This window comes from Limimaricola variabilis, assembly GCF_014195545.1.
Taxonomy (GTDB): domain Bacteria; phylum Pseudomonadota; class Alphaproteobacteria; order Rhodobacterales; family Rhodobacteraceae; genus Limimaricola; species Limimaricola variabilis.
The window spans coordinates 238,021-259,041 of record NZ_JACIBX010000003.1 but is presented as its reverse complement, the minus strand read 5'-3'; the positions used below and the strand labels follow the sequence as shown (position 1 = coordinate 259,041).

Sequence of the window (21,021 nt, the reverse complement as noted above, 5' to 3'; positions counted from 1 at the left end):
GTCTTCGTCTCCAAGCGCGGCCAGGGCACCGGCTACTCCGGCATCGAAAACCCCCTCTTCTTCAAGGACAACACACGCATGTTCTACGGCGACGCAAAGAAATCGCTCGATGAACTGCTGGCCCGTTCGGCCGCCTGAGGCCCCCGTTCAAGGAACAACGAGATGAACGCAGAGACCAAGATCCGCAACGACCTCGGCGCCTACTGGATGCCCTTTACCGCCAACCGGCAGTTCAAGGACAACCCGCGCATGATCGCCAGCGCCGAAGGGATGTATTACACCACCACCGACGGGCGGAAGGTGATGGACGGCACCGCCGGTCTATGGTGCGTCAACGCCGGCCACCGCGCGCCGCGCATCACCGAGGCGGTGCAGCGGCAGGTCGAGGAGCTGGACTACGCGCCCGCCTTCCAGATGGGCCACCCCAAGGCCTTCGAGCTGGCCTCGCGCCTCGCCGAGCTGGCGCCTGGCAAGCTCAACCACGTCTTCTTCACCAATTCCGGCTCGGAATCGGTGGAGACCGCGCTGAAGATCGCGCTGGCCTATCACAAGGCCAAGGGCGAGTCGGGCCGCACCCGGCTGATCGGCCGCGAGAAAGGCTATCACGGCGTCAATTTCGGCGGCATCTCGGTCGGCGGATTGGTCAACAACCGCCGCGCCTTCGGCACGCTGCTGGGCGGCGTCGACCACCTGCCGCACACCCACGACATTGCCCGCAACGGTTTCACCAAGGGCCAGCCCGAGCACGGCGCCGAGCTCGCCGACGAGCTGGAGCGGATGGTGGCGCTGCACGGCGCCGAAACCATCGCCGCGGTGATCGTCGAGCCGATGGCAGGCTCGGCCGGGGTGATCCTGCCGCCCAAGGGTTATCTGCAGAAGCTGCGGGAAATCACTCGCAAGCATGGAATCCTGCTGATCTTCGACGAGGTGATCACCGCCTATGGCCGGCTCGGCCGTGCCTTCGGGGCGGATTACTATGGCGTCGAGCCGGACCTGATCACCACCGCGAAGGGCCTGACCAACGGCGTCATCCCGATGGGCGCGGTTCTGGCCAGCGAGGAGATCCACGACGCCTTCATGACCGGCCCCGATCACATGATCGAGCTGTTCCACGGCTATACCTATTCGGGCAACCCGGTAGCCTGCGCCGCGGCGCTCGCCGCGCTCGACACCTACCGCGAGGAGGAGCTGTTCGAACGCGCCGCGAGCCTGGAGGACTACTGGGCCGACGCGCTGTTCAGCCTCAGGGACAAGCCGGGCGTGATCGATATTCGCGCCGTCGGCCTCGTTGGTGCGGTCGAACTGGAGCCCTTTGCCGACACGCCCACCAAGCGGGCCTTCGACACCTATCTGCGCGCCTGGGACAAGGGCGTGCACCTGCGCACCACCGGCGACACCATCGCCATGTCGCCGCCGCTGATCATCGAGAAATCCGAGATCGACCAGCTGGTCGGCACGCTCGGCGAGGCGCTCGACGCCTGATCATGGCCGGTGCGTGGCGGCCGGGAGGGCTGCCGCGCACCGGTCCGTAACGGGAGGACCTATGAAAGACATCCAGACCAACACCCGGATCGACGGGGCCCGGCTGTGGGACTCGCTGATGGAGATGGCCAAGGTCGGCCCCGGCCTGCGCGGCGGCAACAACCGCCAGACCCTGACCGATGCCGACCGCGAGGGGCGCGACCTGTTCAAGCGCTGGTGCGAGGAGGCCGGCATGAGCGTCGGCGTCGACAGCATGGGCAACATGTTCGCCCGGCTTGAGGGCGCCGAGCCCGATCTCGACCCGGTGATGATGGGCAGCCATCTCGACACTCAGCCGACGGGCGGCAAGTATGACGGCGTGCTGGGCGTGCTGGCGGGACTCGAGGTGGTGCGTTCGATCCGCGACCAGGGCATCATCCCGCGCCGCCCGATCGTCGTGGTAAATTGGACCAACGAGGAGGGCACCCGCTTCGCCCCCGCCATGCTGTCGAGCGGCGTCTTCGCGGGCGTCCACACCCAGAACTGGGCCTATGCGCGGGAGGATGCGGAAGGAAAGCGTTTCGGCGACGAGCTAGCCCGCATCGGCTATGTCGGCGACGAGCCGGTGGGCCAGCGAAAGATGCACGCGATGTTCGAGCTGCATATCGAGCAGGGCCCGATCCTCGAGGCCGAGGGCAAGGACATCGGCGTCGTCACCCATGGGCAGGGGCTGAGCTGGACCCAAGTGACCGTCACCGGCAAGGAGAGCCACACAGGTTCCACTCCGATGCCGATGCGCCGCAACGCCGGGCTCGGCATCGCGCGCATCCTCGAAAAGGTCGACGAGATCGCCTGGAGCCACAAGCCGCACGCGGTGGGCGCGGCCGGTCACATCGAGGTCTTTCCGAACTCGCGCAACGTGATCCCCGGCAAGGCCGTGTTCACTGTCGATTTCCGTTCGCCCGAGCTGGCGGTGATCGAGGACATGGAGGCGCGGCTGCGCAGCGAAGGCCAGAAGATCGCGGACGAGATGGGGCTGGAGATCGCCTTCGAGAAGGTCGGCGGCTTCGACCCCGTTCCCTTCGACGAGGGATGCGTGGACGCGGTGCGGCGCGCCGCCGAGAAGCTCGGATACAGCCACCGCGAGATCATCTCGGGCGCGGGCCACGACGCCTGCTGGATCGCGCGCGTGGCGCCGACGGCGATGATCATGTGCCCCTGCGTCGACGGGCTGAGCCACAACGAAGACGAGGAGATCAGCCGCGAATGGGCCGCCGCCGGCTGCGACGTGCTGCTGCACGCCGTCCTGGAAACCGCCGAAATCGTGGAGTGAGGAGATGAGCATGAGAACTGTGATCAAGGGCGGCACGATCGTCGCCGCCGACCGCAGCTACAAGGCCGACATCGCCATCGAGGACGAGAAGATCGTGCAGATCGGCGCCGACCTCTCGGGCGACAAGGTGCTCGACGCGGAAGGCTGCTACGTGATGCCGGGCGGGATCGACCCGCATGTGCACCTCAAGATGCCCTTCATGGGCACCCATTCCGCCGATGATTTCGAAAGCGGCACCCGCGCGGGCCTGGCCGGTGGCACCACCATGGTGGTCGATTTCTGCCTGCCCAGCCCCGGCCAGTCGCTGCTCGAGGCGCTGGAGGGCTGGCACGCCAAGTCGCAGCGCGCCTGCGGCGACTACTCCTTCCACATGGCGGTCACTTGGTGGAGCGAGCAGGTGTTCGAGGAGATGCAACAGGTCGTCGATCTGGGCATCAATTCCTTCAAGCACTTCATGGCCTACAAGGGCGCGCTGATGGTCGACGACGACGAGCTGTTCGACAGCTTCCAGCGCTGCGCCGCGATCGGTGCCCTGCCGATGGTGCATGCCGAGAATGGCGACGTCGTCGCGACCATGCAGCAGAAGCTTCTGGCGCAGGGCATCCGCGGCCCCGAGGGCCACGCCATGTCGCGGCCGCCCGAGGTCGAAGGCGAGGCCACCAACCGCGCTATCATGATCGCCGACATGGCGGGCGTGCCGCTTTACGTCGTGCATACCTCCTGCGAGCAGGCGCACGAGGCGATCCGCCGCGCGCGGCAGAAGGGCATGCGGGTCTATGGCGAGCCGCTGATCCAGCATCTCGTGCTCGACGACAGCGAGTATCGCAACCCCGACTGGGACCACGCCGCCCAGCGCGTCATGTCGCCGCCCTTCCGCGACAAGTCGAACCAGGACAGCCTCTGGGCAGGCTTGCAGGCGGGCTCGCTGCAGGTGGTGGCGACCGATCACTGCGCCTTCACCATCGACCAGAAGCGCACCGGGATCGACGACTTCACCAAGATCCCGAATGGCACCGGCGGGCTCGAAGACCGGATGCCGATGCTCTGGACCGAAGGGGTGAACACCGGGCGGCTGACACCGAACGAGTTCGTCGCCGTAACCTCGACCAACATCGCGCGGATCCTCAACATCTACCCGCAGAAGGGTGCGATCCTCGAAGGTTCGGATGCCGACATCGTGGTCTGGGACCCCAAGAAGTCGAAGGTGATCTCGCCCGAGACCCAGCAATCGGTGGTCGAATACAACGTCTTCGATGGCCGCGAAGTGACCGGCCTGCCGCGCTACACGCTCAGCCGCGGCACGCTGGCGGTCGATGACGGCCGTGTCTGCGCCACCCCCGGCCATGGCCGCTTCGTGAAGCGCGCGCCCTTCGGCGAGGTGAACAAGGCGCTGTCGAAGTGGAAGGAGGTGACCGCGCCGCGGCAGGTGGTGCGCAAGCCCGAAAACATGCCGGCCTGCGTCTGAGATGAAATGCCCCCGAGATTTCGGGGGCATTTTTGATGGCGCCTGCGATAGAAGAAAATGGGCGCCACAAGACCAACAACAGGGAGAGGACAAGACATGACGGACATGACTGCGGGAATTCCCGCGGCGCGGGGTGGGTCAGGGGCCCCCATCGATGCCGCCGGGATGGATCCGAGGCTCTACAACGAGGACCAGCTGCCGACCAGCGCCGCCGAGCGGACCTGGGACTGGCTCGCCATCGCCGCGCTCTGGGTCGGCATGGTGGTCTGCATCCCGACCTACCTGCTGGCCTCCTATCTCATCAATTCGGGGATGAGCTGGGATCAGGCGGTGCTGACCATCCTCGCGGCCAACGCAATCGTGCTGATCCCGATGGTGCTGCTCGGCCATGCCGGGACCAAATACGGCATCCCGTTCCCGGTGCTGCTGCGCTCCTCATTCGGACCCACGGGCGCCAAGATCCCGGCAGTGGCGCGCGGTATCGTCGCCTGCGGCTGGTTCGGCATCCAGACCTGGGTCGGTGGCTCGGCGATCTTCGTGATCCTCAACACGCTCACCGGCGGCGCGCTGGCGGGTGAAGCCATGCCCGTGCTCGGCATCAGCCTCGCGGAGTTCGTCTGCTTCCTCGCCTTCTGGGCGCTGCATCTCTACTTCATCAGAAACGGCACCGAGTCGATCCGCTGGCTCGAGACCTATGCCGCGCCGTTCCTGCTGCTGATGGGCTTCGCGCTGCTGGCCTGGGCCTATTTCGCCGCCGGCGGCTTCGGTCCGATGCTTTCGACCCCGAGCGCCTTCGATCCCGGCCAGCCGCAGGAAGGTCAGTTCTGGGTGGTGTTCTGGCCGAGCCTCACCGGCATGATCGGTTTCTGGGCGACATTGGCGCTCAACATCCCGGACTTCACCCGTCACGCCAAAAGCCAGAAGGACCAGTTCCTCGGCCAGCTCGTGGGCCTGCCGATCCCGATGGCGCTGTTCGCCTTCATCGCTTCGGCGGTGACCTCGGCGACGATCGTGATCTATGGCGAGGCGATCTGGGATCCGATCCAGCTCGCCGAGCGGATGGGCGGCTTCTCGATCATCATCGCGCTGTTCGCGCTGATCGTGGCGACGCTGACCACCAACCTCGCGGCCAACGTGGTGGCGCCGGCGCATGGCTTCTCGAACCTCGCGCCGAGCAAGATCAACCTCAAGCGCGGCGGCTACATCACCGCGGGCATCGGCATCGCCATGTTCCCCTGGGTGCTGGTCAACCACATTGTCGGCTGGCTGATCGCCTATTCGGCGCTGCTGGGCCCGATCGCGGGCGTCATGCTGGCGGATTACTACCTGCTGCGGAAGACCAAGCTCGAGGTGAAGGACCTGTTCCGGATGGACGGCATCTATTCGGGCCGCAACGGCACCAACTGGGCCGGGGTCGGCGCGCTGGTGATCGGCATCCTGCCGAACCTGCCGGGCTTCCTCGCCGGCGTCGGCATCACCGCCGGCACCTCGGACTTCTTCGCCACGATCTACACCTATGCCTGGTTCGTCGGGCTGTTCGTGGCGGGCGCGGCCTACCTCGTGCTCTCGAAGTTCCTCAACAAGTGACGCGTTGCGCGTGACGGGCCGGGGCGGCAGGTGTCGCCCCGGCCTTTTCATGTCCGGAGACAGGAGAAGACGACATGCCCAAGGCCTACTGGATCGCCCATGTGACGGTCACCGACCCCGAACCCTACAAGCTCTATGCCGCTGGTGCGACCGAGGCGTTCCGCGCGCATGGTGCGCGGGTGCTGGCCCGCGGCGGCCGGATCGAGGCGCTGGAGGGCGAGACCCATCCGCGCAACGTGGTGATCGAGTTCGACTCGATGGAGGCTGCGCTCGCCTGCTACAACTCGGACGCCTACCAAGCGGCCAAGCGCCATCGCGAGGGCGCGGGCATCGCCAACATCATGATCCTCGAAGGCGCGCCGGGCTGAGCCCGGTCGGGCGCGGTCACTCCAGCCGGTAGGGCAGATCCTGCCGCAGATCCGCGTCCACCTTCAGCCGCCCTTCAAGGGGAGGCACCGCGCGCTGGTGGCAGTTTGTCCGTTCGCAGATCCTGCAGGAGATGCCCACCGGCTCGAAGGCCTCGGCGGATTCGAGGTCCATGTGGTCGGCATAGACCAGCTCGCGCGCATGTTTCACTTCGCAGCCCAGCCCGATCGCAAAGCGTCGCACCGGCGCGCCCCAGGCCCCTCCGCCACCGCTGATGTCGCGCGCCAGCGACAGGTAGCGCACGCCATCCGGCGTCTCCGCGAGCTGGCGCAGCCAGCGCGTCGGCGTCTCGAAGGCCTGATGCACGTTCCAAAGCGGGCAGGCGCCGCCATAACGCGCGAATTGCAGCTGGGTCGCGGAATGGCGCTTGGTCACGGTGCCCGCCTGGTCCACCCGCACGAACCAGAACGGCACGCCGCGCGCACCGGGACGCTGCAGGGTCGAGAGCCGGTGCGCCACCTGCTCGAGGCTGGCGCCGAAACGCTCGGCCAGAAGCTCGAGATCGTGGCGCGTCTGCTGCGCGGCTTCGAGGAACCGGCCATAGGGCAGGAGCGCCGCGCCCGCGAAGTAGTTGGCCAGTCCGATCCGGGCGATGTCCCGCGCCGGGCCGGGCTCGAACCGCCCCAGATCGAGCGTGGCCTCGATCAGCTGGTTGTGCTCGATGAGCGCGAGCTGCACCAAGAGCTGGAACCGCCGGGTCGGGCGCGGTGCGCGCGACGACAGGGTCAGGCTGCGGGTCTCGGCGTCGTAGCGGCGCAGCGGCCCCTCGGCGCGCTCGTGCAGGGTGATGCCGCGCGCTTCGAGCGCGCGCGCCGCCGCCTCGGGCGCGTCCTGCCCCTCGGCCGCGGCGCGTCGGGCGAACTGCTCTGCGGCGCGGTCGATCGCGTCGATGTAGTTGTCGCAGTAATGGAAGAAGTCGCGCACCTCCTCCCAGGGCGAGGCGGTGGTGCCCGCCCGGCCCAGCGCTTCGTCGAAGGAGGCGAGCCGGTCCTGCGCGCGGCGATAAGCGGCGTGCAGATCGAGCAGGGCGCGCGCCACCGACGGCGCGTTGGCGGCGACCATGCGCAGGTCGGAAAGGGGCGGCTGGCTGCCGCTCAGCACCGGATCGGCCAGCGCCTCGCGCATGTCGGAGGCCAGCCGGATCTCCTCGCCGGAGGTCAGCTCGGTCACGTCGAAGCCGAACTCGCGCGCCAGCGCCAGCACCACCCCCGCCGAGACGGGGCGGTTGTTGTTCTCCATCTGGTTCAGATAGGGCAGCGAAACCCCGAGCCGCTCGGCAAAGAGCTTCTGGGTCAGGCTCAGCCGTCCGCGCAGTTCCCGCAACTGGGTGCCGGCATAATGCTTCTGAACCGCCATCAGGCCCCACTTTGCTGATTTGCATAAACCTTGCTCTGCATAATGCCGAATTTGCAAATTCGCGCAATCTCGCTGGGAAGAGGCAGGGCGTTTTTCCTAAGGTGACGCGCGAAGGAGAATGCCGATGCAAGAGATTTTGCGCGAGCTCGAAGAGCGCCGCGCCTCGGCCCGGATGGGCGGGGGAGAAAAGCGGATCGCGGCACAGCATGCCAAGGGCAAGCTCACCGCGCGCGAGCGGATCGAGCTGCTGCTCGATGAGGGCAGCTTCGAGGAATACGACATGTTCGTGGCCCATCGCTGCACCGATTTTGACATGGAGGAGAGCCGCCCCGCGGGCGACGGCGTCGTCACCGGCTGGGGCACGGTGAACGGGCGGATGACCTATGTCTTCAGCCAGGACTTCACCGTGTTCGGTGGCTCGCTCTCCGAGACCCATGCCCAGAAGATCTGCAAGATCATGGACATGGCGATGCGCAACGGCGCGCCGGTCGTGGGCATCAACGACTCCGGCGGCGCCCGCATCCAGGAAGGCGTGGCCAGCTTGGGCGGCTATGCCGAGGTGTTCCAGCGCAACGTGCTGGCCTCGGGCGTGGTGCCACAGATCTCGCTGATCATGGGACCCTGCGCGGGCGGTGCGGTCTATTCGCCGGCCATGACCGACTTCATCTATATGGTGAAGGACTCGTCCTACATGTTCGTCACCGGCCCCGACGTGGTGAAGACCGTGACCGGCGAGGTCGTGACCGCCGAGGAGCTGGGCGGTGCGCTGACGCACGCCCGCAAGTCGAGCGTCGCTGATGCTGCCTTTGAGAACGACGTCGAGGCGCTGCTGGAGGCGCGGCGGCTGATCGACTTCCTGCCGCTCAACAACCGTGAGAAGGCGCCCAAGCGCCCCTTCTTCGACGATCCCGCGCGCGAGGAGCCGAGCCTCGACAGTCTGATCCCCGCCAACCCGAACCAGCCCTACGACATGCGCGAGCTGGTCACCAAGATCGCCGACGAGGGCGACTTTCTCGAGATGCAGGCCGAGTTCGCCAAGAACATCCTGACCGGCTTCATCCGGCTGGAAGGCTCGACCGTCGGCGTCGTCGCCAACCAGCCGATGGTGCTGGCCGGTTGCCTCGACATCGACAGCAGCCGCAAGGCCGCGCGCTTCGTGCGCTTCTGCGACGCCTTCGAGATCCCGATCCTGACGCTGGTAGACGTGCCGGGCTTCCTGCCCGGGACCGGGCAGGAATATGGCGGTGTGATCAAGCACGGCGCCAAGCTGCTCTTCGCCTATGGCGAGGCCACGGTGCCCAAGGTCACGGTGATCACCCGCAAGGCCTATGGCGGCGCCTATGACGTCATGGCGTCGAAGCATCTGCGTGGCGACGTGAACTATGCTTGGCCCACGGCACAGATCGCGGTGATGGGCGCCAAGGGCGCGACCGAGATCCTGTATCGCTCCGAGCTGGGCGACCCTGACAAGATCGCGAAGCGCACCAAGGATTACGAGGACCGCTTCGCCAACCCCTTCGTCGCGGCCGAGCGCGGCTTCATCGACGAGGTGATCAAGCCGCGCGCCACCCGCCGGCGCGCTGCCCGCGCCTTCGCCGCTCTGCGGAACAAGAGCCTCGAGAACCCGTGGAGGAAGCATGACAACATCCCGCTCTGAGGCCCGCGCGCCGTTCCGCAGCCTGCTCGTCGCCAATCGCGGCGAGATCGCCTGCCGGGTGATCCGCTCCGCCCGCGCCATGGGGATCGAGACCATCGCGGTGCATTCGGTGGCCGACCGCGACGCGGTGCACGTGGCCATGGCTGACCGCGCGGTCGAGATCGGGCCTGCGCCCGCCGCGCAGTCCTATATCGCCATGGACCGCGTTCTCGATGCGATCGAGCAGACCGGCGCCGAGGCCGTGCATCCGGGCTACGGTTTTCTGTCGGAGAACCCGAAATTCGCCCGCGCGCTGGCCGAGCGTGGCGTGGTCTTCGTCGGCCCGCCGGCCGGCGCGATCGACAAGATGGGCGACAAGATCGCCTCCAAGAAGATCGCCGCCGAGGCGGGCGTCTCCACCGTGCCGGGCCATATGGGCCTGATCGAGGATGCCGATGAGGCGGTGCGCATCGCGCAGCAGATCGGCTACCCGGTGATGATCAAGGCCAGCGCCGGCGGTGGCGGCAAGGGCATGCGCATCGCGCATGACGATCAGGCGGCGCGCGAGGGTTTCGAAGCCTCCAAGCGCGAGGCGGCCAGCTCGTTCGGCGACGACCGGATCTTCATCGAGAAGTTCGTCGAAGGCCCCCGGCACATCGAGATTCAGGTGCTGGCCGACCGGCACGGCAACTGCGTCTATCTGGGCGAGCGCGAATGCTCGATCCAGCGCCGCAATCAGAAGGTCGTCGAAGAGGCCCCGTCGCCCTTCCTCGACGAGGCGACCCGTGCCGCGATGGGCGCGCAGGCCTGCGCGCTGGCCAAGGCGGTGGGTTACGAGAGCGCCGGCACGGTCGAATTCATCGTCGATGCCCAGCGCAACTTCTACTTCCTCGAGATGAACACCCGCCTGCAGGTGGAGCATCCGGTGACCGAGCTGATCACCGGCATCGACCTCGTCGAGCAGATGATCCGCGTGGCCGCTGGCGAACCGCTGCCCTTCGCGCAGGAAGACATCCGACTGAATGGCTGGGCGATCGAGAGCCGGCTCTATGCCGAGGACCCGTATCGCGGCTTCCTGCCCTCGATCGGGCGCCTGACGCGCTATCGCCCGCCGCAGGAGTTCGCCTCCGATGTGGAGGTGGTGCGCAACGACACCGGGGTCGCCGAGGGTGGCGAGATCTCGATGCATTACGACCCGATGATCGCCAAGCTCTGCACATGGGCGCCCGACCGCGACCGTGCGGTGGATGCGATGGAGCGCGCGCTCGACGGCTTCGAGCTGGACGGTATCGGTCACAACCTGCCGTTCCTCTCGGCGGTGATGGCGCATCCGAAGTTCCGTTCGGGCGACATCCACACCGGCTTCATCGCCGAGGAATGGCCCGAAGGGTTCGACGGCGTCGATCTGCCGCTCGAGACCCGGCGCCGCGTCGCGGCCGCCTGCGCCACCTTGCAGCGCATCGAGGAGATCCGCCGCGCCCGGATTTCGGGCCGGATCGATCACCACGAGCGGCGGGTGGGCGAAGCCTTCGTCGTGCAGGTCGCGGGCGAGAGCCACGAGGTGACGCTCGCGGCCGGGACCGGCGCCACCGATGTGCGGTTCGAGGACGGTGTCGTGATGCGGGTCGCGGGCGACTGGACGCCGGGCCAGCGCCTCGCGCGGCTCAGCGTCGACGGGATCGAGACGGTGTTGAAGGTCGAGCCGCGGATCGCGGGCTTCCGCGTGCGCCATCGCGGCGCCGATCTCGACGTTCGGGTCTACACGCCGCGGCAGGCCGAGCTGGCCGCGCTGATGCCCGAAAAGCAGGCCGCCGACACCTCCAAGCTGCTGCTGTGCCCGATGCCGGGCGTGGTGGTGCACGTCGATGTCGAGGAGGGGCAGGAGGTCGAGGAGGGCCAGCCGCTCTGCACCGTCGAGGCGATGAAGATGGAGAACGTCCTGCGGGCCGAGCGCCGGCTGAAGATCGCCAAGCTCCACGCGGCGGCGGGAGACAGCCTCTCGGTCGACCAGACCATCATGGAATTCGAATGACAGCCGAAAGGAGCGCGAGATGACCGGGCAGGACGACCGCCGATCCGCATGGGCCGCGCGCGCCCGCAAGGAGCTCAAGGGGCGCGACCCCGAGAGCCTGACCCGCGAGACGCTGGAAGGGATCGCGGTCAGGCCGGTCTATGACGCGGCCGATCTCGACGGGCTGTCGCATCTCGGCGCGATGCCGGGCGAGGCGCCCTTCGTTCGGGGCGTCCGCTCGACCATGTATGCCGGTCGTCCCTGGACGATCCGGCAATATGCCGGCTTCTCGACGGCCGAGGAATCGAACGCCTTCTACCGCCGGGCGCTGGAGGGCGGGCAGCAGGGGGTCTCGGTCGCCTTCGACCTCGCCACCCATCGCGGCTATGACAGCGACCACCCCCGGGTCGAGGGCGATGTCGGCAAGGCGGGCGTGGCGATCGACAGCGTCGAGGACATGAAGATCCTGTTCGACGGCATCCCGCTCGACAAGGTGTCGGTCTCGATGACCATGAACGGCGCGGTGATCCCGATCCTCGCCAACTTCATCGTCGCCGGCGAGGAGCAGGGCGTGCCGGTGAGCAAGCTCTCGGGCACGATCCAGAACGACATCCTCAAGGAGTTCATGGTCCGCAACACCTATGTCTATCCGCCCGAACCCTCGATGCGGATCGTGGCCGACATCATCGAATACACCGCCGACCACATGCCGAAGTTCAACTCGGTCTCGATTTCCGGCTACCACATGCAGGAGGCGGGCGCCGATCTCGTGCAGGAACTGGCCTTCACGCTTGCCGACGGGCGCGAATATGTCCGCGCCGCCATCGCGCGCGGCATGGATGTCGACCGCTTCGCCGGGCGGCTGTCGTTCTTCTTCGCGATCGGCATGAACTTCTTCATGGAGGCGGCCAAGCTGCGGGCCGCCCGCCTGCTGTGGCACCGGATCATGGAGGAGTTCGCGCCCAAGGACCCCAAGTCCCTCATGCTGCGCACCCATTGCCAGACTTCGGGCGTGAGCCTACAGGCGCAGGATCCCTACAACAACGTGGTGCGCACCGCCTACGAGGCGCTGTCCGCGGTGCTCGGCGGCACCCAGTCGCTGCACACCAACGCGCTCGATGAGGCGATCGCGCTGCCGACCGACTTTTCGGCCCGCATCGCCCGCAACACCCAGCTGATCCTGCAGGAGGAGACCGGCATCACTGATGTCGTCGATCCGCTGGCGGGGTCCTACTACGTCGAAAGCCTGACCAACGAGCTGGCCGAGAAGGCCTGGGCGCTGATCGAGGAGGTCGAGAGCCTCGGCGGCATGACCAAGGCGGTGGCGTCGGGCATGCCCAAGCTCAGGATCGAGGAGACGGCGGCCAAGCGGCAGGCCCTGATCGACCGGGGCGAGCAGGTGATCGTCGGCGTCAACAAGTACCGGAAGGAGCGGGAGGACCCGATCGACATCCTCGACATCGACAACGTCAAGGTGCGCGAGGGGCAGGTGGCACGGCTCGACAGGATCCGGGCGACCCGCGACCAGAACGCCTGCGACGCGGCGCTCGCGCGGCTCGAAGCGGCGGCGCGGGAGGACGGCAATCTGCTCGCGGCGGCGGTCGAAGCGGCGCGGGCGCGCGCCACGGTAGGAGAGATCAGCATGGCGATGGAGAATGTCTTCGGCCGGCACCGGGCCGAGGTGAAGACGCTCGCGGGCGTCTATGGCAAGGCCTATGAGGGCGATGCGGGCTTCGAGAAGATCCGCGCCGAGATCGACGCCTTCGCCAGGGCCGAGGGCCGCCGCCCGCGCATGCTGGTGGTCAAGATGGGGCAGGACGGCCACGACCGCGGCGCCAAGGTGATCGCCACCGCTTTCGCCGATCTTGGCTTCGACGTCGACATGGGGCCTCTGTTCCAGACGCCCGAGGAGGCGGCGCAGGACGCGCTCGACAACGACGTGCACGTGGTCGGCATCTCCAGCCAGGCGGCCGGGCACCGCACCCTCGCGCCCAAGCTGGTGGCCGCGCTGCGCGCACAGGGCGCGGGCGACATCCTCGTGGTCTGCGGCGGCGTAATCCCCGATCAGGACCACGCGATGCTCAAGGAAGCCGGGGTGGCGGCGATCTTCGGGCCGGGGACCAACATTCCCGAGGCGGCGTCGAAGGTGCTGTCGATGATCCGCGCGCGCGACTGACCGGGCTTGGCAAGGCCGCTGCAATTGGCGGCTTTGCCCGGGCTGTGGGTGATGCTCGACCCGTCCGTGTCGGAGAAACCTGTCAGCGGCACGCTCCATCACGCGGGAAGCGAGGCTGTCATCGACCGTGCAACGCGCGAGATGCTTTCGGGGCCTGCGCCAAGGCATGCAAATGTTCGCCGGACAGTCACCTGATCCGGCGCTTCTTCGTTTAGGGACGCGTGAAGCTTCCTTCCGGCGATTGGGGCAGGGCCGATCCCAGATCGTTCAGCCCATCGATCAAAAGCTGCGCTGCATAGTGCGGGTTATGGGCATGCGCGCCCCCGTCCTTCGCGATGAACTGGTAATTATAGGCTGCGCGCAGCAGGCGCGGCGTCCAGCTGGCATAGGCGTTGTCGCGGATCGTCTCTTCCGGGCCGGCCTCGCCGTCACCGTCGAGATCGGTGAAGTAATAGGGAAAGCTGTCCGGCGCGTAGAGGATCGCCGCCTCGGCGACGGTCTCGGCATAGAGCCTGATCATCTCGTGCAGGTGCTCGTGCAGGGTCTGGATCTCGGAGGCGATGCCTTCGGCGGTGTCGCCGTCACCGTCGAGATCCGTCGTGGTCGTGCGGATCGCGCGTGACCCCTCCACGCCGGCGTGACATGTCGTGCAATCGGCAATCTCGATCGCCGTGTCGTGCGGGCCGTGGCAGCCTGCGCAGTCGTCGAGATCCGGCACATGGGCGAAACGACCAGCATAGGTCTGGCCGGGATACTCGTAACCTCCGCCTGCGTCGGTGCCCAGCAGCGTCGCGGCTGCGGCGGAATAGTGAGCATTGATGAAGCGTAGCTGATCCGAAACTTCGTCGTCGCCGATGCCGGCCACGGCCGTCTCGACGGCCTCCCCCGACGCGCGGCCCTGGTGGCAGACCGCGCAGACCGCGGCGCCCGAACCCAGCGACACGGCCGCGCCGGAGGGGAAGGTCACGGTCGTGAGCGCCGCCGCGGCGGGATCGTGGCAGGCGGTGCATTGGATCAATTCACCGGTGGGGACGGGGTGGTCGATGACGCCCACGGTGGTCATCGGCGAGCCGATATAGTCGGCGAACCCGGTGGTGGAATGACAGGTGGCGCAGGCGCCGGGGATCTCTCCCTCGTCATCCCAATGGCGGAACGCCTCCGCCATGGCATCGGCATGACCCGAGGCCATCCAGTCCTCGACGATCTCTTCGGGGGTGGGGGCGCTGTCCTGCGCCCAGGACAGGGCGGGCACGAGGCTGCCGGTCAGCAGCGCTGACAGCAGGAGGGCAGGGCGGTGCATGGCATCTCTCCTATGGGGCGGACCGCATGGCGCGATGATGCGAAGCGCGGGGGCGGCCGGCCTTGATCCAGATCAATGCGGCGGATCGGTGGCTGGCCGATTCAAGGGACAGGAGCCGTCACGGAGATCGCCATGTCCTGTCTCGAGCCGCAGCGCAAAGGGCCGTTCGGCCCGCCCGCCATCCTTCCCGACACGGTGACGCTGGAGGCGCGCGATCTGCCCGGCCTGCGCCCCGTCGCCTGCGTCGCGGAGGGCGCGGAGGTCGCCATCGGTGCAGCCGTCATGCAGGACCGGTCGCGGCCCGAGATCCGTGTCGTCGCCCCGGTGGCGGGCCGGGTCGAGCGGGTCGAAGCCGGGCTGGGCTGCCGCGCGATCCGGGTGGTCATCCGGCCGGATGGCGCAGCGCGGCCTGCGCCGGTGACGGTTGAGGGCGACACGCGCGACCTGATGCTCGCATACGGGCTCTGGCCGGATCTGCGCACCCGTCCGTTCGGCCGCGTGCCGGACCCGGATGCGTCGCCCGATGCGATCCTGGTGGATGCGCTGTCAGGCGCGGGCGTTCTCGCGGCGCAAGCCACGCCCTTCGCGCTGGGCCACGGCCTGCGCGCCCTCACCGCGCTCACCAAAGGGCCGGTGATCCTGTGCCAGCATGGCGGGCCGGCCTTGGCCTCGGCCGAGGGGCGCGTGGAGATCGATGCGCTGGCGCCGCGGCATGACGGCATGGCCCGCAGGCTGCGCCGCCTGCGCAGCGTGGCCCGCGGCGTCGAGGTCTGGGTTCTCGACGTGCAGACGGCGATCGCTCTCGGCCGCCTCTGCGCCGAGGGGCTGTTCGACGCGACGCGGCTGGTCGAGATCGTGACGCCCTCGGGCGGCGTCGCGGGCATTCTGCGCGCACCGCTCGGTGCCGATCTCGCGCCAGCACTGAAAGAGCGCGGTTGGACAGCCCCGGCCCCGCGTCCGCTCCGCCGCAACGAGACCCGGATAGATCCCCGTTGCGACATGGCCGTGCCGTCCGACGCAGCACTCGGGCCGATCGTGCCGGTGCCCGCCCTCGCGACGTCGCTGCCGCTGGGCATGCGCACCATCCCGCTGCTCAGGGCGCTGCAGATCGGCGATGCCGATACCGCCCGCAGGCTCGGCTGTCTCGATCTCGTCGAGGAGGACATGCGGGCGGCAAGCACGATCTGCGCCAGCGGCGCCGATTACGGCCTGCTGCTGCGCCGCGTCCTCGACGAGCTGGAGGCCGAGCGATGAGGGGCGGATATCTCGCAACCCTCCGCGCGCGGGCAGCCCGCGATGCCACCGCCCTCAGGCTGGCGGCCCTCGCGCCACCGGCGGCGGTGCTGTTCCTGTCGGCCCCCGGCGCGGCGTGGCCGCATCTGCTGGCCGTGGTGACGGCCGCGTTGGCCTGCGCGCTGGTCTTCGCTGAGATCCGCGGCCGGGGGCCAGTCTTCGAGGCGCTGGTACCGGCGCTGCTCATGTTCCTCTTCGCCCCGCCCGAGGCGTCACCGGGGCAGATCGCATTCGCGCTGTCGCTCGCGCTCGTGCTCGGCTCGCTGATCTTCGGCGGGGCGGGCTTCGGGTTCCTGAGCATCGGCGCGCTGTCCCTCGCGCTGCTCGCCTTCTCCTTTCCGCCGCTCGCGCCGGTCGTCCCGGTGGACGCCGTGATCTGGGCCGCGCTGCCCGGCGGGCTTCTGGTCCTCTTGGCGGGGCTTGCGCCGTGGCGGGTCGTGCTGGCGGGGGCTGCGGGTTTCGCGCTGGCGGCCTGGCCCGCGGCGCTCGACCCCGGATACGCGCTGCCGCTTGCTCTTGTCCTGGTCCACCTTGGCGCCGATCCGTTCGGCGCGCCGGTCACGGGGCCGGGGCAATGGCTGTCGGGGTTGATGACGGGTGGGCTGGTCGCGGCTCTGGCCGCACCGGGCCTGCCCGGCCTCGACCTCTCGGCAGGCGTCTTCGCGGTGCTGCTCGCGAACCTGTTCGCGCCGCTGATGGACGCAGGGGTCATCGCCCTTGCCGACTGGCGGGAGGAGGCGCGTCGTGCCTGAGCCGCATGGGATATGGGGGCGATTTCTCGCCCGTCCCAACGAGGACCCGGTCAAGGCGCTGGGCATGGCCGGGCTCGTGGCACTGGGCGCGGCGCTGACCGTGTCGACCGCCGCCACGCTGCTCGAACCTCGACAGGCCGCCAATCTGGAGGCCGCCCGTGCCGCGCGGATGCAGGCCATGGTCGACGCGCTGCCGGGGCTACGCGTGGTGATGGAGGAGGCCGGCGTCACCGAGCTGCAAAGCCGTCTGGTCGAGTTGGAGAGCGGGCGCGTCCTGCCGGGCGATGCCACGGGGTTCGAGGCCGAACCTACGGCGCGCGATGCCGAGACCGGGATCGATCTGCCGCCCGAGGCCGACATCGCCGGGCTCGGGCGGCGCGAGCGCGTGGCCGCGGTCCACCTGCTCGAACGCGACGGCGCGCCGGTGCTCGTGGTGCTGCCGATGCGCGGCACCGGGTATCAGTCGACCATCCACGCGCTGCTCGCGCTCGAAGCCGATCTCGACACGGTGGCGGCGCTGACCGTGACCGAACAGCGCGAGACGCCGGGGCTCGGCGCGCAGATCGAACGCGCCGATTGGCAGGCGCTCTGGCCCGGCCGTCGTATCGCCGATGACAGCGGCACGATCCGCATCGAGGTGGTGCGCGGCGCGGCTTCTACGCCTTACGAGGTGGACGGCATCTCGGGCGCCACCCGTACCGGCAACGGCGTCACCGCCATGCTGCGGTTCTGGATGGGGCCATGGGGGTATGGCCCGTTCCTCGATCGGCTGGCGCGGGAGGGGATGGGATGAGGCGCCTGTCGCACCACCTTACCGATCCGCTGATCCGGTCGAACCCGGTGACGCTGCAGATCCTGGGCATCTGCTCGGCGCTGGCGGTGACCACGGCGCTGGCGACGGCGCTCACCATGGCGGCGGCGCTGATCTTCGTGCTCTGCGCCTCGGCCGCGATCATCAGCGCGATCCGCCGCCATATCCCGCACGCGATCCGGCTGATCCTGCAGATCACCATCATCGCCACGCTGGTCATCGTCACCGACGAGGTGCTGCGCGCCTACGCCTTCGAGATCAGCCAGCGGCTGTCGATCTTCGTCGGGCTGATCGTCACCAACTGCATCGTGCTGGGCCGCGCCGAAAGCTTTGCCATGCACCATCCGGTGGGGCCCTCGGTCCTCGACGCGCTGGGCAACGCGCTGGGCTACGGCCTCGTGCTGATGATCGTCGCGACGATCCGCGAACTCTTCGGCACCGGCAGGCTCCTGGGCGTTCCGATGCTGCCGCTGGCCGAACAGGGCGGTTGGTTCGAGCCGCTGCGGCTGATGCAGCTCGCGCCCTCGGCCTTCTTCATCATCGGGCTGCTGGTCTGGGCGATCCGCGCGGTGCGGCCCGAGCAGGCCGAGCGGCCCGAACACCGCCTGCTGTCGCGGCGGGGGGAGGCGCGGCCATGACCGAGATCCTGCTCGCCGCGATCCTGACCGACAACCTCGCGTTGTCCTTCTTCCTCGGCATCTGCACCTTCCTCGCCGTGTCGCAACGGATCTCCACCGCGCTGGGCCTCGGCATCGCGGTGATCGTGGTGCAGGGCGTAACGGTGCCGGTCAACGCGCTGATCCATGTCTATCTGCTCGCCCCGGGCGCGCTGCACTGGATCGGGCTGCCGGAGATCGATTTGAGCTTCCTGCGGATCATCGTCTTCATCGGCGTCATCGCCGCGATGGTGCAGCTGATGGAGCTTCTGCTCGACCGCTTCGTGCCGGTGCTGCACCGCGCGCTGGGGGTGTTCCTGCCGCTGATCACGGTGAACTGCGCGATCCTCGGCGGCAGCCTGTTCATGGTCGAGCGGCGCTACGACCCGCTGGAGGCGGTGGTCTGGGGGATCGGCAGCGGCATCGGCTGGGCGCTGGCGATCACCGCCTTCGCCGCGATCCGCGAGCGCTTGCGCCATGCCGACATGCCCGAGGGGCTGCGCGGCCTGGGCGGCGCCTTCATCGTCTCCGGGCTGATGTCGCTCGGCTTCTCGGGCTTCGGGGGGATGGTGCAATGACCGGGCTGTTGGCCGGCGTGGTGCTGCTCGTGGCCGTGGTGCTGGCGCTCAGCGCCGCGCTCATCCTGGCGCGGCGGCGGCTGGTGCCGGATCTGCCCGTCGCCGTCACGGTGAACGACCGCGCGCCCTTCGAAAGCCGGTTCGGCACCGACCTGCTCGGAGCGTTGGCCACCCATGACATCCTGCTGCCGGCGGCCTGCGGCGGCGCGGGCACTTGCGGCCAATGCCGGGTGCGGGTCAGGGGGGAGGCCATCGAGCCGATGCCCGCGGAGCGAGCGCGCCTATCGCGGGCCGAGCGGCGCGAGGGGATGCATCTGGCTTGCCAGATCCGCCTGCGTGGCCCGGTAGAGGTCGAGCTGCCCGAGGCACTTCTGGACGCGCGCGGCTTCGACTGCACCGTCCTGCGGGCGCGGTTCCTGACCTCGCTGATCCGCGAGATCGTGCTCGACGCGCCGCCCGAGGTGATCGCCGCGGTGCGGGCCGGGGCCTTCGTCTCGCTGACCGCGCCCCCGCATGAGTTCGGCTTCGACGCGATCGAGGTGCCGGAGCGCTTTGCCGATGACTGGGCCGAGCTGCGTGGGCTGCGGGCTGCCACGACAGCGCCGGTCACCCGCGCCTATTCCATCGCGAGCACGCCTGCCGATCTTGCACGGGGCCGGCTCGTGCTGCTGATCCGTCTCGCCCTGCCGCCGCCCGACCGGCCGCGCCTGCCGCCCGGGGCGGTGTCGTCCTGGCTGTTTCACGTGAGCGAGGGCGTCCGGATCGCCGCGAGCGGCCCGCATGGCGATTTCCGGGCACAGGACAGCGCGCGCGAAATGGTCCTGATCGGCGGCGGCGTCGGCATGGCGCCGCTTCGGGCGATCATCCACGACCGGCTCGGCCAAGGGGCGCCTCCTCCGATCAGCTTCTGGTACGGCGCGCGCCGCCGCGACGACCTGTTCTACGCGGAGGAATTCGCGACGCTGGCCCGGCAGCATCCCGAGTTCCGCTTCGAGGTCGCGCTGTCCGACCCGCGACCCGGTGACCGGTGGGAGGGGTGGACGGGCTTCGTCCACGCGGCCCTGCGCGAGGGGTTCCTGCGCGACCACCCTGAGCCGGAAGCGTGCGACTACTACCTCTGCGGGCCGCCGCTGATGATCGCGGCGGTGATGGGCGTTCTGGACGAGGCGGGCGTGCCGTCGAACCGCATCTTCTTCGACGATTTCGGGAGCTGAGCCATGCCGATCGGACGACGGGAGTTTCTGGCAGGGGCGGGGGCCGCCCTGTTCGCGCCGCCCGCATGGGCCGCGACGCTGAGCCTCGGCGGCCCGGCCTTCGGCAGCTACTGGCATTGCCTCCTGCCTGCCGGGACGGACGGGGCGGCGATCGAGGCCGGAGCCACGAGCCTGATCGCCGCGCTGGATGCGGAGCTGTCGCCATGGCGCGAGGACAGCGCGCTCGTCGCGCTCAACCGCGCATCGGCGGGGCGGTGGATGCCTGTAGGGGCGGCGACGCGGGCCTGCCTGCGGGAGGCGGAAGTGGTGCGCGGGCTGACCAAGGGCGGCTTCGACGCGCGGGTCGGCCCGCTGGTAGCGCGTTACGGCTTCGGCAGGATCGCCGGACGCGTCCCTAAGGGCGGGCATTTCGACCTGAGTAGCGGCGCGGTCCGCAAGAGTCATGACGCGCTGACCTTCGATCCCTGCGGGCTGGCCAAGGGGCACGCGCTGGATCTTCTTACCGCGCGGGTCGCGGCTTTGGGCGCGAGGGATGCGCTGGTCGAGATCGGCGGTGAAATCAGGGCGCTTGGCCGCCATCGTTCGGGCCGGGCCTGGCGGGTCGCGGTCGAACATCCGGGGGCGGAGGCAACGCTCGCGCAACGGGTGGTGCGACCGGAGGCGCTGGCGCTGGCAACCTCCGCCCATGCGCCGCAGGGTCATGCGGGGCGCGCGACGACGAGCCATGTCATCGATCCCGTCCGCGCCCGGCCCGCGATGCAGACGCTCATGCAGGTCTCTGTGCTGGCCCGAAGCGGCCTGCGGGCCGATGCCTTGGCGACAGGACTGCTGGCGCTTGGGTCGGAGCGCGGGATCGCGCTCGCGCGAAAGAAGGGCATCGCCGCCCTGTTCCTGCAACGCGGAGCGGACGGGCCGGTCGAGACCATGACCGGCGGCTTCGCCCCCCGCATCTTGGCATGAAGGGAG

At 68.8% G+C, this 21,021-nt stretch carries 18 protein-coding genes; 16 read left to right on the top strand and 2 right to left on the bottom strand.

What is annotated here, in order from left to right; all coding sequences use genetic code 11:
* The 6 genes from FHS00_RS06945 to FHS00_RS06920 all read left to right on the top strand — a co-directional run.
* A partial coding sequence (locus FHS00_RS06945; protein ID WP_183471194.1) for an NAD(P)(+) transhydrogenase (Re/Si-specific) subunit beta occupies positions 1–138 on the top strand: 138 nt, incomplete at its 5' end.
* Positions 139–162: 24 nt separating this feature from the next.
* Positions 163–1,482 carry an omega-aminotransferase AptA gene (gene aptA, locus FHS00_RS06940; protein ID WP_183471192.1) on the top strand — a complete coding sequence of 440 codons (1,320 nt, stop codon included), beginning with the start codon at positions 163–165 and terminating at the stop codon, positions 1,480–1,482.
* Positions 1,483–1,543: 61 nt separating this feature from the next.
* Complete coding sequence (locus FHS00_RS06935) at positions 1,544–2,794, top strand: Zn-dependent hydrolase (protein WP_183471190.1); 1,251 nt, start codon at positions 1,544–1,546, stop codon at positions 2,792–2,794.
* 10 nt (positions 2,795–2,804) lie between these two features.
* The gene (gene hydA / locus FHS00_RS06930; protein ID WP_183471188.1) at positions 2,805–4,259 is read left to right on the top strand and encodes a dihydropyrimidinase; all 1,455 of its coding nucleotides are present in this window, start codon (positions 2,805–2,807) and stop codon (positions 4,257–4,259) included.
* 96 nt (positions 4,260–4,355) lie between these two features.
* Positions 4,356–5,846, top strand: a complete 1,491-nt coding sequence (locus tag FHS00_RS06925) for an NCS1 family nucleobase:cation symporter-1 (RefSeq protein WP_183471186.1) — start codon at positions 4,356–4,358, stop codon at positions 5,844–5,846.
* 74 nt (positions 5,847–5,920) lie between these two features.
* Complete coding sequence (locus FHS00_RS06920) at positions 5,921–6,214, top strand: DUF1330 domain-containing protein (RefSeq protein ID WP_183471184.1); 294 nt, start codon at positions 5,921–5,923, stop codon at positions 6,212–6,214.
* Between the two features lie 16 nt (positions 6,215–6,230).
* On the opposite strand, the gene FHS00_RS06915 is transcribed toward FHS00_RS06920, so the two are convergent.
* On the bottom strand, positions 6,231–7,628 hold the full coding sequence (locus FHS00_RS06915; protein ID WP_183471182.1) for a helix-turn-helix domain-containing protein: 1,398 nt from the start codon (positions 7,626–7,628) through the stop codon (positions 6,231–6,233).
* Between the two features lie 124 nt (positions 7,629–7,752).
* Here FHS00_RS06915 and FHS00_RS06910 point away from each other — a divergent pair, with 124 nt between their 5' ends.
* Genes FHS00_RS06910 through scpA form a run of 3 tightly spaced genes read left to right on the top strand, consistent with a single transcriptional unit; the run spans position 7,753 to position 13,451 of the window.
* Positions 7,753–9,285 carry an acyl-CoA carboxylase subunit beta gene (locus FHS00_RS06910; RefSeq protein WP_183471180.1) on the top strand — a complete coding sequence of 511 codons (1,533 nt, stop codon included), beginning with the start codon at positions 7,753–7,755 and terminating at the stop codon, positions 9,283–9,285.
* Positions 9,266–11,296, top strand: a complete 2,031-nt coding sequence (locus FHS00_RS06905; RefSeq protein WP_183471178.1) for an acetyl-CoA carboxylase biotin carboxylase subunit — start codon at positions 9,266–9,268, stop codon at positions 11,294–11,296. Before FHS00_RS06910 ends, FHS00_RS06905 begins: the two co-directional genes overlap by 20 nt.
* A 19-nt stretch (positions 11,297–11,315) precedes the next feature.
* Positions 11,316–13,451 (top strand): methylmalonyl-CoA mutase, encoded by a 2,136-nt coding sequence (gene scpA / locus FHS00_RS06900; RefSeq protein ID WP_183471176.1) that lies wholly within the window; start codon positions 11,316–11,318, stop codon positions 13,449–13,451.
* A gap of 211 nt (positions 13,452–13,662) precedes the next feature.
* Here the strand turns inward: scpA and FHS00_RS06895 are convergent, their stop codons facing one another.
* Positions 13,663–14,751 (bottom strand): polyheme membrane-associated cytochrome C, encoded by a 1,089-nt coding sequence (locus tag FHS00_RS06895; protein ID WP_183471174.1) that lies wholly within the window; start codon positions 14,749–14,751, stop codon positions 13,663–13,665.
* A gap of 132 nt (positions 14,752–14,883) precedes the next feature.
* On the opposite strand from FHS00_RS06895, the gene FHS00_RS06890 reads away from it, so the two are divergent.
* From FHS00_RS06890 to FHS00_RS06860, 7 genes are read left to right on the top strand one after another with little or no spacing between them, the layout of a single operon-like run.
* Positions 14,884–16,005, top strand: coding sequence for a hypothetical protein (locus tag FHS00_RS06890; protein ID WP_183471172.1), 1,122 nt, complete (start codon positions 14,884–14,886; stop codon positions 16,003–16,005).
* The gene (locus FHS00_RS06885) at positions 16,002–16,796 is read left to right on the top strand and encodes an RnfABCDGE type electron transport complex subunit D (RefSeq protein WP_183471170.1); all 795 of its coding nucleotides are present in this window, start codon (positions 16,002–16,004) and stop codon (positions 16,794–16,796) included. The genes FHS00_RS06890 and FHS00_RS06885 overlap by 4 nt, the downstream gene beginning before the upstream one ends.
* Positions 16,789–17,589, top strand: a complete 801-nt coding sequence (gene nqrC / locus FHS00_RS06880) for an NADH:ubiquinone reductase (Na(+)-transporting) subunit C (protein ID WP_343064587.1) — start codon at positions 16,789–16,791, stop codon at positions 17,587–17,589. The genes FHS00_RS06885 and nqrC overlap by 8 nt, the downstream gene beginning before the upstream one ends.
* Positions 17,586–18,245 (top strand): NADH:ubiquinone reductase (Na(+)-transporting) subunit D, encoded by a 660-nt coding sequence (locus tag FHS00_RS06875; RefSeq protein ID WP_183471168.1) that lies wholly within the window; start codon positions 17,586–17,588, stop codon positions 18,243–18,245. The genes nqrC and FHS00_RS06875 overlap by 4 nt, the downstream gene beginning before the upstream one ends.
* Entirely contained in the window at positions 18,242–18,841 is a 600-nt protein-coding gene (gene nqrE / locus FHS00_RS06870; protein ID WP_183471166.1) for an NADH:ubiquinone reductase (Na(+)-transporting) subunit E, read from the top strand. Before FHS00_RS06875 ends, nqrE begins: the two co-directional genes overlap by 4 nt.
* A complete protein-coding gene (nqrF, locus tag FHS00_RS06865) occupies positions 18,838–20,055 on the top strand; it encodes an NADH:ubiquinone reductase (Na(+)-transporting) subunit F (RefSeq protein ID WP_183471164.1) in 1,218 nt (405 codons plus the stop codon). Before nqrE ends, nqrF begins: the two co-directional genes overlap by 4 nt.
* Before the next feature lie 3 nt (positions 20,056–20,058).
* Positions 20,059–21,015: an FAD:protein FMN transferase gene (locus FHS00_RS06860; RefSeq protein ID WP_183471162.1), complete on the top strand. Its 957-nt coding sequence runs from the start codon at positions 20,059–20,061 to the stop codon at positions 21,013–21,015.
* The last annotated feature ends 6 nt before the right edge of the window (positions 21,016–21,021 follow it).

What these genes read in the sequence shown, in the direction of transcription:
- aptA (WP_183471192.1), top strand. Translation starts at nt 163, where the DNA reads ATGAACGCAGAGACCAAGATCCGCAACGACCTCGGCGCCTACTGGATG.
- FHS00_RS06935 (WP_183471190.1), top strand. Translation starts at nt 1,544, where the DNA reads ATGAAAGACATCCAGACCAACACCCGGATCGACGGGGCCCGGCTGTGG.
- hydA (WP_183471188.1), top strand. Translation starts at nt 2,805, where the DNA reads ATGAGAACTGTGATCAAGGGCGGCACGATCGTCGCCGCCGACCGCAGC.
- FHS00_RS06925 (WP_183471186.1), top strand. Translation starts at nt 4,356, where the DNA reads ATGACGGACATGACTGCGGGAATTCCCGCGGCGCGGGGTGGGTCAGGG.
- FHS00_RS06920 (WP_183471184.1), top strand. Translation starts at nt 5,921, where the DNA reads ATGCCCAAGGCCTACTGGATCGCCCATGTGACGGTCACCGACCCCGAA.
- FHS00_RS06915 (WP_183471182.1), bottom strand. Translation starts at nt 7,628, where the DNA reads ATGGCGGTTCAGAAGCATTATGCCGGCACCCAGTTGCGGGAACTGCGC.
- FHS00_RS06910 (WP_183471180.1), top strand. Translation starts at nt 7,753, where the DNA reads ATGCAAGAGATTTTGCGCGAGCTCGAAGAGCGCCGCGCCTCGGCCCGG.
- FHS00_RS06905 (WP_183471178.1), top strand. Translation starts at nt 9,266, where the DNA reads ATGACAACATCCCGCTCTGAGGCCCGCGCGCCGTTCCGCAGCCTGCTC.
- scpA (WP_183471176.1), top strand. Translation starts at nt 11,316, where the DNA reads ATGACCGGGCAGGACGACCGCCGATCCGCATGGGCCGCGCGCGCCCGC.
- FHS00_RS06895 (WP_183471174.1), bottom strand. Translation starts at nt 14,751, where the DNA reads ATGCACCGCCCTGCCCTCCTGCTGTCAGCGCTGCTGACCGGCAGCCTC.
- FHS00_RS06890 (WP_183471172.1), top strand. Translation starts at nt 14,884, where the DNA reads ATGTCCTGTCTCGAGCCGCAGCGCAAAGGGCCGTTCGGCCCGCCCGCC.
- FHS00_RS06885 (WP_183471170.1), top strand. Translation starts at nt 16,002, where the DNA reads ATGAGGGGCGGATATCTCGCAACCCTCCGCGCGCGGGCAGCCCGCGAT.
- FHS00_RS06875 (WP_183471168.1), top strand. Translation starts at nt 17,586, where the DNA reads ATGAGGCGCCTGTCGCACCACCTTACCGATCCGCTGATCCGGTCGAAC.
- nqrE (WP_183471166.1), top strand. Translation starts at nt 18,242, where the DNA reads ATGACCGAGATCCTGCTCGCCGCGATCCTGACCGACAACCTCGCGTTG.
- nqrF (WP_183471164.1), top strand. Translation starts at nt 18,838, where the DNA reads ATGACCGGGCTGTTGGCCGGCGTGGTGCTGCTCGTGGCCGTGGTGCTG.
- FHS00_RS06860 (WP_183471162.1), top strand. Translation starts at nt 20,059, where the DNA reads ATGCCGATCGGACGACGGGAGTTTCTGGCAGGGGCGGGGGCCGCCCTG.